Origin of the sequence: Piscinibacter sp. HJYY11 (genome assembly GCF_016735515.1) — a bacterium.
Lineage (GTDB): Bacteria > Pseudomonadota > Gammaproteobacteria > Burkholderiales > Burkholderiaceae_C > Rhizobacter.
Window position 1 is genome coordinate 402827 of the sequence record NZ_JAERQZ010000001.1, and the last position, 14949, is coordinate 417775.

14 protein-coding genes are annotated in these 14949 nt (G+C 69.8%); 5 read left to right on the forward strand and 9 right to left on the reverse strand.

The features are described from left to right. Positions 1-75 precede the first annotated feature (75 nt). Entirely contained in the window at positions 76-471 is a 396-nt protein-coding gene (locus tag JI745_RS01840; protein WP_201803297.1) for a response regulator transcription factor, read from the forward strand. Positions 472-595: 124 nt separating this feature from the next. Continuing rightward, complete coding sequence (locus JI745_RS01845; RefSeq protein ID WP_201803299.1) at positions 596-1876, forward strand: ATP-binding protein; 1281 nt, start codon at positions 596-598, stop codon at positions 1874-1876. Here JI745_RS01845 and JI745_RS01850 read toward each other — a convergent pair. From JI745_RS01850 to JI745_RS01860, 3 genes are read right to left on the reverse strand one after another with little or no spacing between them, the layout of a single operon-like run. Next, entirely contained in the window at positions 1849-4932 is a 3084-nt protein-coding gene (locus tag JI745_RS01850) for an efflux RND transporter permease subunit (protein ID WP_201803301.1), read from the reverse strand. The genes JI745_RS01845 and JI745_RS01850 overlap by 28 nt on opposite strands. Further along, the gene (locus JI745_RS01855) at positions 4929-6044 is read right to left on the reverse strand and encodes an efflux RND transporter periplasmic adaptor subunit (protein WP_201803303.1); all 1116 of its coding nucleotides are present in this window, start codon (positions 6042-6044) and stop codon (positions 4929-4931) included. Before JI745_RS01855 ends, JI745_RS01850 begins: the two co-directional genes overlap by 4 nt. Next, positions 6041-7435 carry an efflux transporter outer membrane subunit gene (locus tag JI745_RS01860; RefSeq protein WP_236674872.1) on the reverse strand — a complete coding sequence of 465 codons (1395 nt, stop codon included), beginning with the start codon at positions 7433-7435 and terminating at the stop codon, positions 6041-6043. The genes JI745_RS01855 and JI745_RS01860 overlap by 4 nt, the downstream gene beginning before the upstream one ends. A 228-nt stretch (positions 7436-7663) precedes the next feature. Here JI745_RS01860 and JI745_RS01865 point away from each other — a divergent pair, with 228 nt between their 5' ends. From JI745_RS01865 to JI745_RS01875, 3 genes are read left to right on the forward strand one after another with little or no spacing between them, the layout of a single operon-like run. Next, positions 7664-8518 (forward strand): MipA/OmpV family protein, encoded by an 855-nt coding sequence (locus tag JI745_RS01865; protein WP_201803307.1) that lies wholly within the window; start codon positions 7664-7666, stop codon positions 8516-8518. Further along, complete coding sequence (locus tag JI745_RS01870; protein WP_201803308.1) at positions 8518-9204, forward strand: response regulator transcription factor; 687 nt, start codon at positions 8518-8520, stop codon at positions 9202-9204. Before JI745_RS01865 ends, JI745_RS01870 begins: the two co-directional genes overlap by 1 nt. Then, positions 9188-10588, forward strand: a complete 1401-nt coding sequence (locus tag JI745_RS01875) for an ATP-binding protein (RefSeq protein WP_236674873.1) — start codon at positions 9188-9190, stop codon at positions 10586-10588. The genes JI745_RS01870 and JI745_RS01875 overlap by 17 nt, the downstream gene beginning before the upstream one ends. Here JI745_RS01875 and JI745_RS01880 read toward each other — a convergent pair. The 6 genes from JI745_RS01880 to JI745_RS01905 form a co-directional block, all read right to left on the reverse strand. Beyond that, complete coding sequence (locus JI745_RS01880; protein WP_201803312.1) at positions 10581-10952, reverse strand: nuclear transport factor 2 family protein; 372 nt, start codon at positions 10950-10952, stop codon at positions 10581-10583. The two genes, JI745_RS01875 and JI745_RS01880, sit on opposite strands and share 8 nt — an antisense overlap. A gap of 75 nt (positions 10953-11027) precedes the next feature. Further along, on the reverse strand, positions 11028-11606 hold the full coding sequence (locus tag JI745_RS01885) for a DUF3299 domain-containing protein (RefSeq protein WP_201803314.1): 579 nt from the start codon (positions 11604-11606) through the stop codon (positions 11028-11030). A 38-nt stretch (positions 11607-11644) separates the two neighbouring features. Beyond that, positions 11645-12907, reverse strand: a complete 1263-nt coding sequence (locus JI745_RS01890; RefSeq protein WP_201803316.1) for an ABC transporter permease — start codon at positions 12905-12907, stop codon at positions 11645-11647. A 9-nt stretch (positions 12908-12916) separates the two neighbouring features. Next, a complete protein-coding gene (locus tag JI745_RS01895; RefSeq protein WP_201803318.1) occupies positions 12917-13615 on the reverse strand; it encodes a DUF3299 domain-containing protein in 699 nt (232 codons plus the stop codon). Beyond that, on the reverse strand, positions 13612-14319 hold the full coding sequence (locus JI745_RS01900) for an ATP-binding cassette domain-containing protein (RefSeq protein WP_201803319.1): 708 nt from the start codon (positions 14317-14319) through the stop codon (positions 13612-13614). Before JI745_RS01900 ends, JI745_RS01895 begins: the two co-directional genes overlap by 4 nt. Before the next feature lie 9 nt (positions 14320-14328). After that, positions 14329-14901, reverse strand: coding sequence for a DUF2796 domain-containing protein (locus JI745_RS01905; RefSeq protein WP_201803321.1), 573 nt, complete (start codon positions 14899-14901; stop codon positions 14329-14331). Positions 14902-14949: the final 48 nt, after the last annotated feature.

A 14949-nucleotide genomic window follows, 5' to 3' on the forward strand; every position in this document is an offset into this window, starting at 1 on the left:
GGCGACCGAGCCTTGAGTCCAATGGGCCGGCGCCACGTCGCGCGTTAGGCTGGATTCTCATCCTCAGGAGGCGCCATGGCCGACCGGCCGATCGTCGCCATCGTGGACGACGACAAGTCGATCCGCCATGCGATCAGCGATCTGTTGAAGGCGGCGGGCTTCCAGGCCCTCGCGTTCCAGGACGCTGAGAGCTTCCTCGCGTCGCCGGACCGCGCCCTCGTCGACTGCCTGGTGGCCGACATGCGCATGCCTGGCATGTCGGGGCTCAAGCTGCACGAAGCGCTGGCCGCCGCCGGCCAGGCGATCCCGACGATCATCATGACGGCCCACCCCGAGGAGACGACGCAGGTGCGCGTCAGCGCCGCGGGGATCCAGGGCTATCTCGTCAAGCCGTTCGTCCCCGACGAGTTGCTCGATTGCCTGGCCGCGCTCCTCGGCAAGCCCGGGTCGGGGCCTATACCTAAGTCTTAGAAACCCATCCCGGGCGCCAATCGAGGCGACGCTGCGGACACGGATCCTGTACCTCGGCGCAATGGTCGAGCGGCACGCCAGGGCCTACGCTTTGTTCGTGTCCAGCAGTCCCGTGGAGCGTGCGATGACCCTCTGTGCGATGCCCCTGTCCCGGCCCGACGCCAGCTGCTGCTGCACCAGCGCCGCCGAGGTCACCTGCATGTCCGAGCGCCGGAAGACGCCGCCGCCCGAGCCGCGCCCCGCGCGCCGCTTGGCCGAGCCCGACAGCTTCCCCGGCAGCGAGTTCCCGTCCACCCTGAGCCATGAGTTGCGAACGCCCCTGAACGCCATCCTCGGCTACGCCCAGCTGCTCGGCATGGACGAAGGATTGAACGAGCAGCAGCGCAGGGGCATCGAGACGATTCGCACCACCGGTGAGCATCTCCTGTCCCTGATCAACGACGTGCTCGACCTCTCGAAGCTCGGGGCCGACGGGCACGAGCTGGTGCTGGCGCCGGTGCAGATCGCGCCCTTCCTGGCCTCTGCGGCAGACGTGCTGCGCGCGAAGGCGGGCGAGAAGAACCTGGTCCTCGGCCTCGACGTGGACCCGAAGCTCCCGGTCGTGGTGCTGGCCGATGAACTCCGCCTGCGCCAGGTGCTGCTCAACCTGCTGGGCAACGCCCTGAGGTTCACGGACCACGGCAGCGTGACCCTGTGCGCCCGCGACGAAGGACGGGAGGGCCGGCATGCCCTGGTGCGGATCGAGGTCCGCGACACGGGTGTCGGCATCCAGCCGGAGGACCTTCCGCTCATCTTCCAGCCCTTCAAGCAGGTTGGGGATGCGCAGCGGCGGGAAGGCGGCACGGGGCTCGGCCTGACCGTGGCACGGGCCCTGGTCACCGCGATGGGGGGACACATCGACGTGACCAGCGAGCCGGGGCGCGGCACGCAGTTCTCGTTCCAATTGCGCTTGCAGCTCGCCGACACCGGCGAACGCGAGGCCTGGACGCCGAGCCTTCCTGCACACCCGGAGGGGCGGCGCCCGCGCGTGCTGGTGATCGACGACGTGGCCCACAACCGCGACATGCTCGTCGACTTTCTGATCGCCGCCGGGTACGACATCGAAAGCGCGGACGACGGGCAACAGGGCATGGACAAGGTGCGCATTTTCCATCCCGAGCTCATCGTGATGGACAGCGTCATGCCCGGGATCTCAGGCCTCCAGGTAACCCGGATGCTGCGCGCGAGTTCGACTTACTCGACCCTGCCCATCATCGTCGTCTCGGCGGACGCGACGGAGCAGCACCTCCAGGACTGTCTGCAGGCGGGCGCCAGCGTGTGCCTGACCAAGCCGGTACGTCTGGACCGGCTTGCCGCCGCCATCCAGCAACTGCTGCATCAGCCTGCGCGCCTTGATCGTCTATGACGCCCCCATCCGGTCGTTTGCCAGGCATCGACGCCACTGACGACGACCGGAATCACCAGCAAACTCAGGACCGTCGAAGAGATCAGCCCGCCGATCACCACGATGGCCATGGGCGCCCTGAAACTCGGGTCGCTGCCCCAGCCCAGCGCGATCGGCAGCATCCCGGCGCCCATCGCGAGGGTGGTCATGACGATCGGCCGCGCGCGCTTGCGGCAGGCGTCGATGACCGCGTCCGTGCGGCCGAGGCCGTGCTGCTCGCGCGCGATGACCGCGTAGTCCACCAGCAGGATCGAGTTCTTCGTCGCGATGCCCATCAGCATGACGAGGCCGATCAGGGCCGGCATCGACAGCGTCGAGCCCGTCACGTACAGCGCGAGGAACGCCCCCGGCACCGACAGCACCAGCGCCACGAGCACGGACAGCGGTCGCAGGAAGTCCTTCAGCAGCAGCACCAGCACGGCGTAGATGCAGAGCACACCCATCAGCATCGCCACGCCGAAGCCCTGGGCCAGCTCGTCCATGTCTTCGGCCTCGCCACTGGCGCTGTGCGTCACGCCGGGGGGCAACTGGCGCAGGCTGGGCAGCGCGAGCACCGCGTCTTCGATGTCGCCGAGCGGCCTGCCGTTGAGTTCGACCGTGAGGTTGACGTTGCGGACGCGGTCCTGGCGGGTGATCTCGCTGGGGCCGCTGCCGATCTCGAGCGTTGCCACGTTGCCCAGCGGGACGGCGCCGCGCGTGCCCTGCACGGGCAGTTGCGCGAGCGTGTCGATGTCGCGGCGCGCCGCGCCCGCGAGCTTCACCACCACCGGCACCTGGCGTTCGCCGAGGTTGAGCTTGGCCAGGCCCTGGTCGTGGTCACCGGCCGTGGCCACGCGCAGCGTCTCGGCGATGTCTGAGGAGGTCACGCCGAGATCGGCTGCGCGGGCGAAATCGGGCCGCACGACCAGGTCCTGCTGCACCAGGCCGGCACTCGACGTGACCGCGCCGATGCCAGGGATCGTGCGCAGTTCCCGCTCCACCTGCGCAGCGGCCTGGAAGAGCACGCGACTGTCCTCGCCCGCGAGCACCAGCACGTAGGCCTCGCTGGAGCCCTCGCCGCCGACGCTGATGCGCGCGCCCGGCAAGCCCGCCAACGCCGCACGGAACTGCTGTTCGATCTGCTGCCGGCTCAAGCCGGCGCGGTCGCCAGCGGGCGACAGGGTCACGGTGAGCACGGCCTGGCGCACGTTGCTGGCCGCCTGGCCCTCATCGTCACCGGGGTCCGAGCTGCTCGGGCGGGCACCGACCGTGGTGTACACGCTCCGGGTGTGCGCATGGCCACGCAGGATCTCGCTTGCGTGCCCGGCAAGCGCCACGGTCTCGCCGAGCGTGCTGCCGGGCGGCAAGGTCAGGGAGACCTGCGTCTGCGGGTTGTCGTCCGCCGGGATGAACTCATCGGGCAGCGTGGTGGCGAGCATGAGGCCCAGGCCGAAGAACACGGCGGCCAGGCCGATCGTGAGCGCCCGGTGGTGCAGGCACCAGCGGGCCCAGCCCAGGTAGGTGCCGACCCAGCGCGGCTCGTGCGCCGCAGGCCGCGTGGGGGCCTTCAGCAGGTAGGCGGCCATCATCGGCGTGAGCATGCGCGCGACCACCAGCGAGAAGAACACCGCGATCGCCGCCGTCCAGCCGAACTGCACGAAGACCTTGCCGACGGCACCGCTCATGAAGGCGGTCGGCAGGAAGACGGCGATCAAGGTGAAGGTGGTGGCGATGACGGCGAGGCCGATCTCGTCGGCCGCGTCCATGGCGGCCTGGTACGGGCTCTTGCCCATGCGCAGGTGACGCGCGATGTTCTCGATCTCGACGATGGCATCGTCCACCAGCACGCCGACCACGAGCGACAGCGAGAGCAGCGTCACCGTGTTGAGGGTGAAGCCCATCAGGTGCATGACCGCGAACGTGGGGATCGCCGACAAGGGCAGGGCCACCGCCGCCACGAGCGTCGAGCGCCAGTCACGCAGGAAGAAGAACACCACCAGCACCGCCAGCAGCGCGCCCTCGAGCAGCAGGGCCAGCGAGCCCTCGTAGTTGTCCTGCACCGGCTGCACGTGGTCGATGGCTTCGACCACGTCGATCCAGGGGTGCGTGAGCTTGAGTGCCCCGACGGCCGCGCGCACGCCGTCGGCCACCTCCAGTTCACCCGCGCCGCGTGCGCGCGTGACGACGAATCCCACGACCGGCCGGCCGTCGAGCCGCGCCGCGGAGCGTGGCTCGGCGACACCGTCGACCACGGTCGCGACCTGGTCGAGCCGGATCGGCCGGCCATCGCTGAGCACCAGCTCGAGCGCCGCCAGTTCCTCGGCCGACTGCACCGTGGCCACGGCGCGGACCTGCTGTTCGGCGCCGCCCAGGTCGGCCCGGCCGCCCGCGGCCTCCTGCTGCACCTTGCGCAACTGCCGGGATATGTCGGCCGCCGATGCCTTCAGCGCCAGCAGCCGCGCCGGGTCGAGCTCGACACGCACCTCGCGCGTGACGCCGCCCACGCGGCTCACGGCGCCGACGCCGGGCACGGCCAGCAGGGTCTTGCCGAGCTGGTGGTCGACGAACCAGGACAGCGCCTCCTCGTCCAGCCGATCCGACGCCACGGTGTAGGTGAGCACCGGTGCGTCGGCGAACACCGCCTTCTGGATGACGGGGTCGCGCAGGTCGTCCGGCAGGTCGGCGCGCACGCGCGCGACCGCGTCGCGCACCTCGTCCACCGCCTCCTGCGGCGGCTTCTCGAGCTGGAAACTGACGGTGATGTGGGCGGTGCTGTCGCCGAGCGTGGTGCTGATGTGCTTGACACCCTGCACCGTGGCGAGCGCGTTCTCGATCTTGCGCGCCACCTCGGTTTCGAGCTGCGAGGGCGAGGCGCCGGGCAGCGACGCGGTGATCGTCACCGCGGGCAGCGTCATGTCGGGGAACGCCTGCACCTTCAGGCCAGCGAAGCCGATGAGGCCCGCGATCGTGAGCAGCACGAAGAGCAGGATGCCCGGGGTCGGGTTGCGGATCGACCAGGAAGAGACGTTGAAGCTCATGGGCGTGCCTTCTTCGTCACCTGCACCAGGTCGCCGTCTGCCAGGAACGCCACGCCGGCCGCCACGACCTGGCTGCCGGCGTCGACGCCCGCGAGGATCTCGATCCGGTCGCCGGCGCGGCGGCCGACGGTGACCTTGGCCTGCATCACCCGCGAGTCCGGCCCCACCTTCAGCACGTAGTGAAAGCCCTCGCGCAAGAGCACCGCCGCCTGCGGCAAGGTCAGCGCCGGGCTGCCGGTGCCGACCTCGATGTCGCCGCGCGCGAACATGCCGGCGCGGGCCGGGCTGCCCGCGGGCAGGTCGACGTAGACGAGGCCGTTGCGGGTTTGCGTGTCCACGGCCGGCGACACCATGCGCAGCGTGCCCCGGATCGGCTCACCGCCCACCGGGACCACCGTCGCCGGCTGGCCGGGTTGCAGCCGCGCCAGCTGCGGCGCGGCCACTTCGGCGCGCCATTCGAGCCGGCCGCGTCGTATCAGCCTGAAGAGCTCCTGCCCCGTGGGCAGCACCGCACCCACCGTGGCGCTGCGTGCAGAGATGACGCCATCGTCGGGCGCCAGCACCTGGGTCTGCGCGAGGCGCAGGCGTTGCGTCTCGGCCAGCGCCTGCGCCGCCGCCAGTCGTGCCTGCGCCATGCGCTCGGCCGTCAGGTATTGCTGGACCTGTTGCGCAGAGAGGGCGCCACTGGGCTGCAGGTCGCGTGCTCGCTGCCCGTTGGCGACGGCCTCGGCCAGGGCGGCCTCGGCCTCGGCCAGTGCGGCGCGACTGTGCGCGAGCTCAGCGGCCACGGGCGCCGCGTCGAAGACGGCCAGCACCTGACCGCGGCGCACGCTGTCGCCCACGTTGACGCGGACCTCGCGCAACATCAGCCCGTTGGCCTGCGTTCCGATGCTGGCCTCCTGCCAGGCCGCGATGTTGCCGTTGGCCGCGATACGGAGGGGCCACTGCGCCGGCAGGGGTTGAACGACGGTCACCGCCAGGGCGGGTTGGGCGGCGGGCTGCGGGCCGCCGGGCTCGGCACTGGCCACCTGCACGGCGGCCGCCGCGACCGCCAAGGCGATCACGAGCCAGGGGAGGGCGAAGCGCAGGAACTTGCGGGCAGAAGTCTTCATGGCGTGCTCCACCCGCCACCGAGGGCTCGGTAGGTCTCCACCCACGCGGCCACGGCCTCGCGCTGCTGCTCGATCTGCGCGCTGCGCGCGGCCACGAGGCTGCGGCGCGCGTCCTCCAGCTCGAAGAGGCTCGCGAGGCCACCGCGGAAGCGGGCCTCCGTGGCCTGGTACGAGCGCTCGAAGCCGATGGCGGCGGCGCGTGTGTCGTCGCCACGCACGTTTGCGCTGTGCAGGTTTACCAGTGCAGCCTCCACTTCGCGCACGGCGGCACGCAGGCTGGCGGCATAGGCCACACGTGCCGCGTCGTGGCGCGCCCGCGCGGCGTCGGCGTTGGCGCGTCGCGCGCCGGCGTCGAAGAGCGGCAAGGTCACGGCCACGGGGCCGATGCTCCACACCGTGCCATCGGTGCTCACACCGTCGACACGTTGACGCACCGGCCCGATGCTGCCCGACAAGGTGATGCGCGGCCAGCGCCGGGCACGGGCGTGGTCGGCATCGGCGCTGGCGGCCACCACGTCCCAGGCGGCGGCGGTGATGTCGGGCCGCTGTGCCAGCGCTTCGGCCGGCACTTCGGCGACGCGCAGCGCGCGCGGCTGCGGCAGGCGCGCTGTCGAGCCGGCCAGCTCCTGGCGCAAGGCCTCTTCGTCGAGGGCCGCGAGTGCGACCAGCGACTTGACAAACAGCTCGCACTGCGCGCGTTGCTGCGTCAGCGCGGCACTGCCGTTGGCGGCACTTGCGCGCGCGAGGTCGGCGGCAGCGGGGGCCTGGAAGCCGGCATCTGCGGCCAGTGCCGTCAGGCGGGAGGTCTCTTCGCGGGAGCGGACGTCCAGCTCCAGCTGCGCCTGCTGGGCCTCGCAGGCGCGCAGCCCGATGTACGCAGAGGCCACCTCGGCTGCGAGCGAGACGCGCGCGACGTGCCAGGCGGCTTCGCTCGCGTCCAGCCTGGCCTGGGCCGCCTTGGCACCTGCACGGTTGGCGCCGAAGAGGTCGACTTCCCAACCCGCCTGCACGCCCAGCGATGCCGTGGTGGCGATCGGGAGACCGAGGCTCGGGATGCCGCGGCTGGCGTTCAGGCTCGCATCGAGTGCCGGCAGAAGCGAGGCACTGCCGGCCACGCGAGCGGCCCGCGCATCGGCGATCCGTGCGCCGGCCTGCGCCAGCGTGGCACTCACGCGCTGGCCCTGCTCGATCAGTCGCAAGAGCAGCGGATCATCGAAACTCGCCCACCAGCGGCCGAGCTCGGCCACGTTGCCGCCGTGCGGCAAGGGCGCGTGCCACTGTGGCGGCACGGCTTTCGACAAGCTCTCGGGCTCGGGTCGAGGCGATGTGGCGCAGCCGCAGAGCGTGGCGGTGGCGATGAAGAGCACCACGCGCTGGCAGGAAGCGAGCAATGTGAGCCTGGGCTGAAGAGGGTTCTCGGTTGGAGGTTGCTGAAGGTGCATGGATCGTCCCTGTGGGTTGCCGGTCGAGTGCATGGAGAAGCACTGTGGCGCCGCTTGTCTTTCTGGCTCCTTTCCAGTTGATGCATGAGCACACGAATGAAGACGTCGCCCGGAAAGTGCGCCGTAAGAGTCGGGCCCGGAAGATTTCGTCTCCTCAACGACTCTTCAGGTCCTCACATGGCATGTCTTCACCACCCGCGCTCACGCGCTTCGACCCGGCCCGTCAGCGTGGCCCGGCTGGTCACGCTGGCTCTTGTTGTCGCGGGCGCTTTGTCCAGTGCCCACGCGCAGCAAAACGGAAAGGACGGTCCGGGTGACCGGGACGGCCAGGGCGGCCCGCAAGGCACCGAGTGGGGCCTGGGCCTCGGCGTGCTATCCAAGCAGGACGCCTACCGAGGGATCAAGCGGGACACCCAGGGCGTGCCTCTGCTTCGCTTCGAGAACCAGTACGTGTCGTTCGAGGGCCTCGGTCTCGAGGTCAAGCTGCCCGGCGTGCGACTCGGCGAGGAAAGCGAGATCAACTTCGGCATCGTGGGCGAGTTCGACATGAGCGGCTACAAGGCCAAGGACGCGCCGATCCTCGCCGGCATGGCCGAGCGCAAAGGCGGGTTCTGGGCCGGCGGCAAGGTCGAGTGGGAGAATGAGTTGATCAATGTCAGCGCCGAGTTTGCCGCCGACGTGTCGGGCCACAGCAAGGGCCGCAGGTTCAGCCTGGGCCTCGAAAAGGAGCTGCACCTTGGACAGCACACCATGCTCATTCCCTATGTGACGGCGCACCGGCTCGACAAGAAGTACGTGGACTACTACTACGGCGTGCGAGCCACCGAAGCCACTGCGGGACGCGCGGCCTACGCCGGCAAGGGCGGGCTGAACGTCGACGTCGGCCTGCGCACCATGTACCAGTTCGACGCGCGTCATTCGGTGCTGCTCGACGTGGGCGTCACCCGCCTGGCCAAGCACATCAGGACGAGCCCGATCGTCGGCCGCTCCAACACCAGCCAGGTGATATTCGGCTACATGTACACCTTCTGATGAACCGGATCCTGCTGGTCGAGGACCATGAGCGACTTGCTCGATTGGTGATCAACGGCCTGGCGGCCGCGGGCATCGCTGTCGATCCCGTGCAGCGCATCGACGCCGCCTGGTCCGCCCTCCAGCAGGTGTCCTACGGTGCGCTGGTCCTGGACCGCGGTCTTCCGGACGGCGATGGCCTGACGCTGCTGAAGCGGCTGCGCGACGCCGAGCGGAGCATTCCCTGCCTGGTCCTGTCGGCGCGGGATGCACTGCATGACCGTGTCGAAGGTCTGGACGCCGGTGCCGACGACTACCTGCCCAAGCCCTTCGCCATGGACGAGCTGGTGGCGCGTGTGCGAGCCCTCCTGCGCCGGCCGGTTGAAAGCCTGCCGATGGAGCCCGGGCATGGCGACCTTCAGCTGCGACCGGCCGAGGGCATGCTCCATTGCGGCGGGGAGCACGTGTCGCTGGCCGCGTCGGAGATGCAGATCATGCTGGCGCTGGCGCGAAGGGGCGGCGACACGGTGCCCCGCTCGAAGCTGGAAGCCGCGGCCTGGGGGCTGAGCGAGGCGGTGACACCGAACGCCCTCGACGTGGCCCTGCACCGGATCCGCCGAAAGCTGCACGCGATCGGCTCGCGCCAGAAGATCGTCAACGTGAGAAGCCTGGGCTATGCGCTTCGTGAAGATGACGTGGCTGAATAGCCTCAACGTCAAGATCGTGCTCGCCTATGTGGGCGGGGCGGTCTTGAGCATCGTGCTCATCGTTGCCACGGCCGTCGCCGTTCTCTATTCCCAGGGCGACGTGGTCTATGGCTTCGACGTGGCGAGCACCACCCGAGAGATCGCCGGCGAAATCCGGTTCGACGAGAAGGGCAACCCGGTCGGCATCGGCGCCGACCCGCTGAACCGCGATGCCGATGTCGCCTTCGACGAGGAAGCGAAGCAGCTCTTCGAGAGCTTGAAGCAGGAGGCCGGCTTTCGCGTGCTCGATGCATCGGGCAAGGTGATGCTGTCGTCAGCGCCGGGCGTGGACTTCTGGCCCGAGTCCGGCGCCGAGGCGATGCTGAAGCCGGGCCGCTTCGAGTTCGAGCATGAAGGCGTCGCCATGCGCGGGGCCACCCAGCTGGTGGAGCGCGAAGGCAAGGTCTGGTACGTGCAGTTCGCCATCAGCCGGCGGTTCCTGCGGCTGATGTACCAGGAGTTCGCCCTGCCGTTCACCGGTGCCGGCCTCACCTTGTTCACGCTGGTGCTGCTGCTGGTCTTCGGGCCCTGCGTCTACTTCACGCTGCGGTATGCGCTCAAGCCGGTGCAGAAGGTGTCGGACGCAGCCGCCGAGATCTCCCCGCGGTCATTGCATGTGCGGCTGAGCACCCATGCGGTACCGCGCGAGATTGCGCCTTTCGTTGCGAGCTTCAACCGGGTTCTCGATCGACTCGAGCGGGGCTACCGCATCCAGCAGGAGTTCCTCGCCACCGCAGCGCATGAACTCAAGACGCCGCTGGCCCTCATCCGGGCGCAGGTCGAACTCAGCCCGGCGTCCACCGACCGCGACATGCTGCTCCAGGACGTCGAACACATGAGCCGGCAGGTGCAGCAGCTCCTGCTGCTGGCCGAGGTCAGCGAGCCGCAGAACTACCGGCCGACCATCGTGGACATGCACGAGGTGGTGCGCGAAGCCGCCGGCTACCTCGAGCGCATGGCCGGTGCGGCCCAGGTGCGCCTGGACCTGCCCGATCCGTCCTCGGGTGTGCGCTGGCTGGCCGACCGGGGCGCGCTCTTCACGCTGCTGAAGAACCTGCTCGAGAACGCGATCCAGCACGCGCCTGCGGGCACGCCCGTGAGCGTCGACGTCGATGCCACCTCGATGACCGTTCGCGACTGGGGGCCCGGTGTGCCGGAGGAGCAGATGTCGAGCATCTTCGCCCGCTTCTGGCGCGGCCCCCATCGCCGCGACAAGGGCGCAGGGCTCGGCATGGCGATCTGCCAGGAGATCGCCCAGGCCCACGGATGGACGCTCACCGCGAGCCGCGCCCAACCGGGGCTTCGCGTCGTGCTGGAACGACCGGCCAGCGCGGCGGCTACCTGAATCTCGTGCGCTCGATGCTGCCTTCGACGACGAACGCATGCAGTTGGTCCAGCAGCCCGTCACGAAGGCGCCAGACATCGCAGTAGCTGTGGCGCACCGGATGGCCACTCTCGTCTTCGAGCGTGATCTCGCCGATGGCCGTCAGGAAGTCGCCGTCGACCACCATGCGATACACCTCGAACTCGGGCGGCGTCTGGTAGGCCTCTGTCATCCATTCGCGCACGGCGGCCTTGCCCTTCAGGACCTGCTCGCCGACGAAGGTCCAGACGGTGTCTTCCGTGCAGTGCTTCAGGAAGCCCTCGACATCGCCAACGCGACTTGCAGCGTTGGCGCGCTCCAATACGGCCGTGGGGTTTGCTGACATCGGCTGCTCCCGTGTGACGATGCAGTGGGCCGGCAAAGCGCGTGCCGCGTCACGGGAAGCGGTCGACGAAGCCGCTCACCGAGCCGGCGGGACGTACCGCACGATGGAGGCGGCTGCGATCCGGTAGCCACTCACGCCCATCTCGGATTCCTGTCGTGCGAGGCTGAGCGTGCCCGTCACCCAGACCGTGTCCATCGCGGAGAAGCCCTTGACCGGCTTGGCCGCCACCACATGGATGATCTGGTTGGATGGCGGCGGGGGCGAATGGATGCAGGCGCCGAAATACGGCACCAGCAGGAACTCCTTCAGGCCGTCCTTGCTTTCCTCCAGCGGGACCACATAGCCGGGCAGCTTGATGGCCTGGCCGTCGAGCGCCTTGTTCGTCGGCGCGTCGTCCCAGATCCGGCGCAGGTCGCGCATGCGCTGGAGCGCCTCGGGGCTTCCGTCGACGACGTTTCCCTCTCCGAGCTCGCGCAGTTCCTTGTACGGGTCCCAGTCCTTGGGCATCAGTTCTTCCCAGCGGATCTCGCGCGCCTCAGGGCGTGAGGCAGCGCCCTCGGCCGCGCCACGGGCGGGTTGCGCCATGCCGCTCGTCGCGGTGGCGAAGATGAGCGCCGCCAGCAAGCCGCTCCCAAGTCGATGAAGGTTCGTCATGTCCACATCCTTCCAGCACAAGTCGTTGATCCGATCGTTCACACCCGCGGCGAGAGGCCGTCGGCCAGCGAGAGCCGATAGGCCCGGAACCCCGGGATGAGGCTGGCCACCCAGCCGCAGGCGAGCAATGCCGCCAGCAGCAGCCATTCGTTCTGGTTCGGCCACTGCAGCTGCAGCATCACCCCGAGCTGCGATTGCACCCAGGAGCGCAGCGCCGCCACTGCCGCGAAGCATGCCGCCGCCCCGAGCAGCACGCCGGACAGTGTCACCAGCGCGCCTTCGATGGCCAGCAGCACCAGCATCTGCCGCGGCCCTGCGCCCACAGCGCGCAGGATGGCGAGCTCACGGCGGCGCTCGTTCAGGCCGGCGAGGATCACCGCGACCAGCCCCACCAGGCTCACGAGCGACACCAGCGTGCTCACGGCGAGCAGGCCGCGTTCTCCCACGCCGATCACTTCCCACAGCTCGTCGAGCGCGACGCCGGGCAGGATGGCCAGCAGCGGCTCGGCCTCGAACTCCGCGATCGAGCGCTGCACGGAAAACACCGCGGCGCGGCTCTTCAAGCCCACCAGCACTGCCGTCACGTTCTTGGGGGTGAGGTCGTGGCGCGCGACCTGGTCGGCCGGCACCGCCATGCCGGGCAGCGGCACGCCGGCCACCCAGTCGAGGTGAATGGCCTCCATGGACTGCAGGCTGATGTGCACCGAGCGGTCGACCGGCGTGCCGGTGGCCTGCAGCACGCCGACGATGACGAAAGGCTTGTCGGCATGGTCGTTGGCCGCGAGCGCGCCGTCGCCGTGGCTCAGCACGATGCGGTCGCCGGGCTTGTAGCCGAGCCGGCGCGCCACGTCGGCGCCGACCACCGTCTCGAACACTTCGCTGAAAGCACGGCCCTGGGCGAAGCGCAGCGCCTGGCGGTCACCGTACTGGAAGCGCTCGAAGTAGTCGGGGGTGGTGCCCACGACCGAGAAGCCGCGATGCGAGTCGCCCAGCGAGATCGGCACCATCCAGGCGATGGAGCGATGGCGGCCGATCGCCTGGACGCTGCTCCAGCGCACGTTGTGGGTGGCGTTGCCGATGCGGAACACCGAGTACAGCAGCAGCTGAACCGGCCCCGTGCGGGCACCGACGATGAGGTCGGTGCCCGACACCGACTGCGAAAAGTTCTCCCGCACGTCGTGCCGGATGCGCTCGATGCCCAGCAGCAGGAAGGTCGACAGGGCGATCGACATCACCACCAGCGACAGGACGAATCGCCGGTTCCAGGCGCTGCGGGCGGCCAATGAAAACAGTGGTTTCATGCGACGCCTCTACCGCTTTCTCGATGTGTCATAGGCCTCGACCGTGGCGCCCCGCAGGCGGTAGCCGCTGATGGCCGTTGCTGTCTCCACCCGCGTGACCTCAACGGTGCCGCGCACCCACACGGCGTCCATCGCCGCGAGGCCTTTCACCGGCTCCGTCGTCACCACGTGGATCACCTGGTTGGCCGGCGGCGGAGGCGTGTGGATGCAGGCGCCGAAGTAGGGGACCAGCAGGAACTCGGTGGTGCTGCGGGACGCACCGCCCAGCGGCACCACATAGCCGGGAATGCGGATGCGGCGGCCCGCGAGCGACGCGTCGGCCGGTGCCTGGTCGAGCACCTCGCGCATCTGGGCGAGCAGGGCGCGTGCGCGCGGGTCGCTGTCGCCGATGCCAGTGTGCCGCTGCTGAAGCGTGCGAATGCGCTCGGCCGGGTCCCAGCCGGAGGGCACCAGGTCGGACCAGCGCATCTGCTCGAAAGCCGGGTCGCCTGCATACGGCTCGGGCGCGGGCTGCTGGCGGAAGTCCAGCGTCTTGCGGGCGCTCGGGACCACGATTGCCGCCAGGACGATGGTCACCACGGTGGCGAGAACCGCAAGCGCGGGAATCTTCCAGCCCGTCCTGGCACCGGCATCGGCACCGGCATGGGCATCCCCGCGAAGGTGCGGAAACTGGGTCTCCAGTGAACCTCCCTGGTGGACGGGCCTCATGTCGCCGCCTCCAGGTCACCCGCCGCGGCCTGGTTGAGCTCCGCCAGGGCAACACGCCGGCCGAACCGCGCGGCGAGCCTCTCGTCGTGGCTCACGAAGACCAGCGTGCTGCCCGACGCGTGGCACTGGGTGAGCAGCAGATCCATGAAGCCGTCGCGCAGCGCGGCATCGAGCGCCGAGGTGGGCTCATCGGCGATCACGAGCTCCGGGCTGCCGATGAGCGCGCGGGCCGCCGCGACACGTTGCTGCTGACCCACCGACAGCTGTGAGGCACTGCGCGCCCAGAGCGATCGGTTCAGGCCGACCTGGTCGAGCAGCGACTGCGCCGCCTGCGCGGGCGAGCCGGCTGCCGCCGTTGCGCGCGTCCGGCGCACGGCCGAGAAGCGGCACGGCAGCAGGACGTTGTCGAGAACGCTCAGGTACGGCAGCAGGTTGAACTGCTGGAACACATAGCCGACGTGGTCGGCACGAAACGCGTCGCGCCTGGCGCCGGACAGCGCGGCCCAGTCGGTGCCGAGCAGCTTCACCCCGCCCTGGCGCGGGAGCAGCACACCCGCCAGCAAGCCGAGCAGCGTGCTCTTGCCGCAGCCGCTCGGCCCATGCAGGAAGACGCTGCTGCCGGCGTCGATGCGCAGCTCGTCGATTGCGATCCCGTCGCGCTCGCTGCCGGGCCACCGGAAGCGCAGACCCACCACCTCGATCATGGCCGGCCCCTAGCGCGCCAGCGACAGCCGGGTGGCCGACGGCTTCAGCGCCCGCTTGAACTGCCCGGTCGACGCTGCGACCTGCACGTCCAGCCGGTGCAGGCGCTTGAACTCGAAGAGGCCGATGTCGATGTGGCGGGCCTTGGTGGCATCGGTGCACGAGAACTCGTAGCTGGCGTCGATGTCGGCGTGGTCCGACTTCGCCTGCGCAGGGTCGACCGGGCCGAGCTTGAGGGCGGCCGAGGCCAGCTCCACCTTGGCAAGCTTGCACTGCGCCGCGGCGTCGATCCTGAACATCGTGTCGGCCGCGTTGAGCCTGGCCACCGCGGCATCGACCTGCTGGCGCTCCTTGTCGTTGCGCGGCGCGCGCTCGAAGCCGACGAGGTTGTCCAAAGGGGACGAGAACTGGAGGCTCAGCCGCTGCGGCTCGATGGCGACGTCGAGCCGTGCATCGCCGTGCGCGTGGGCCTTGCCGGCCGCGTGAGCCGAAGTCGCGGCGATTGCGAGCGCGCAGAAAAGGGCCGGCAGGCCCACGGCGCGCGCCGGGCTCGCCGTGCGGCGAGGGGCTTGGAAGACAAGCATGGAAGTGACCTCTGAACGTGACCGGGACGCTCGACCCACCGGAAACCG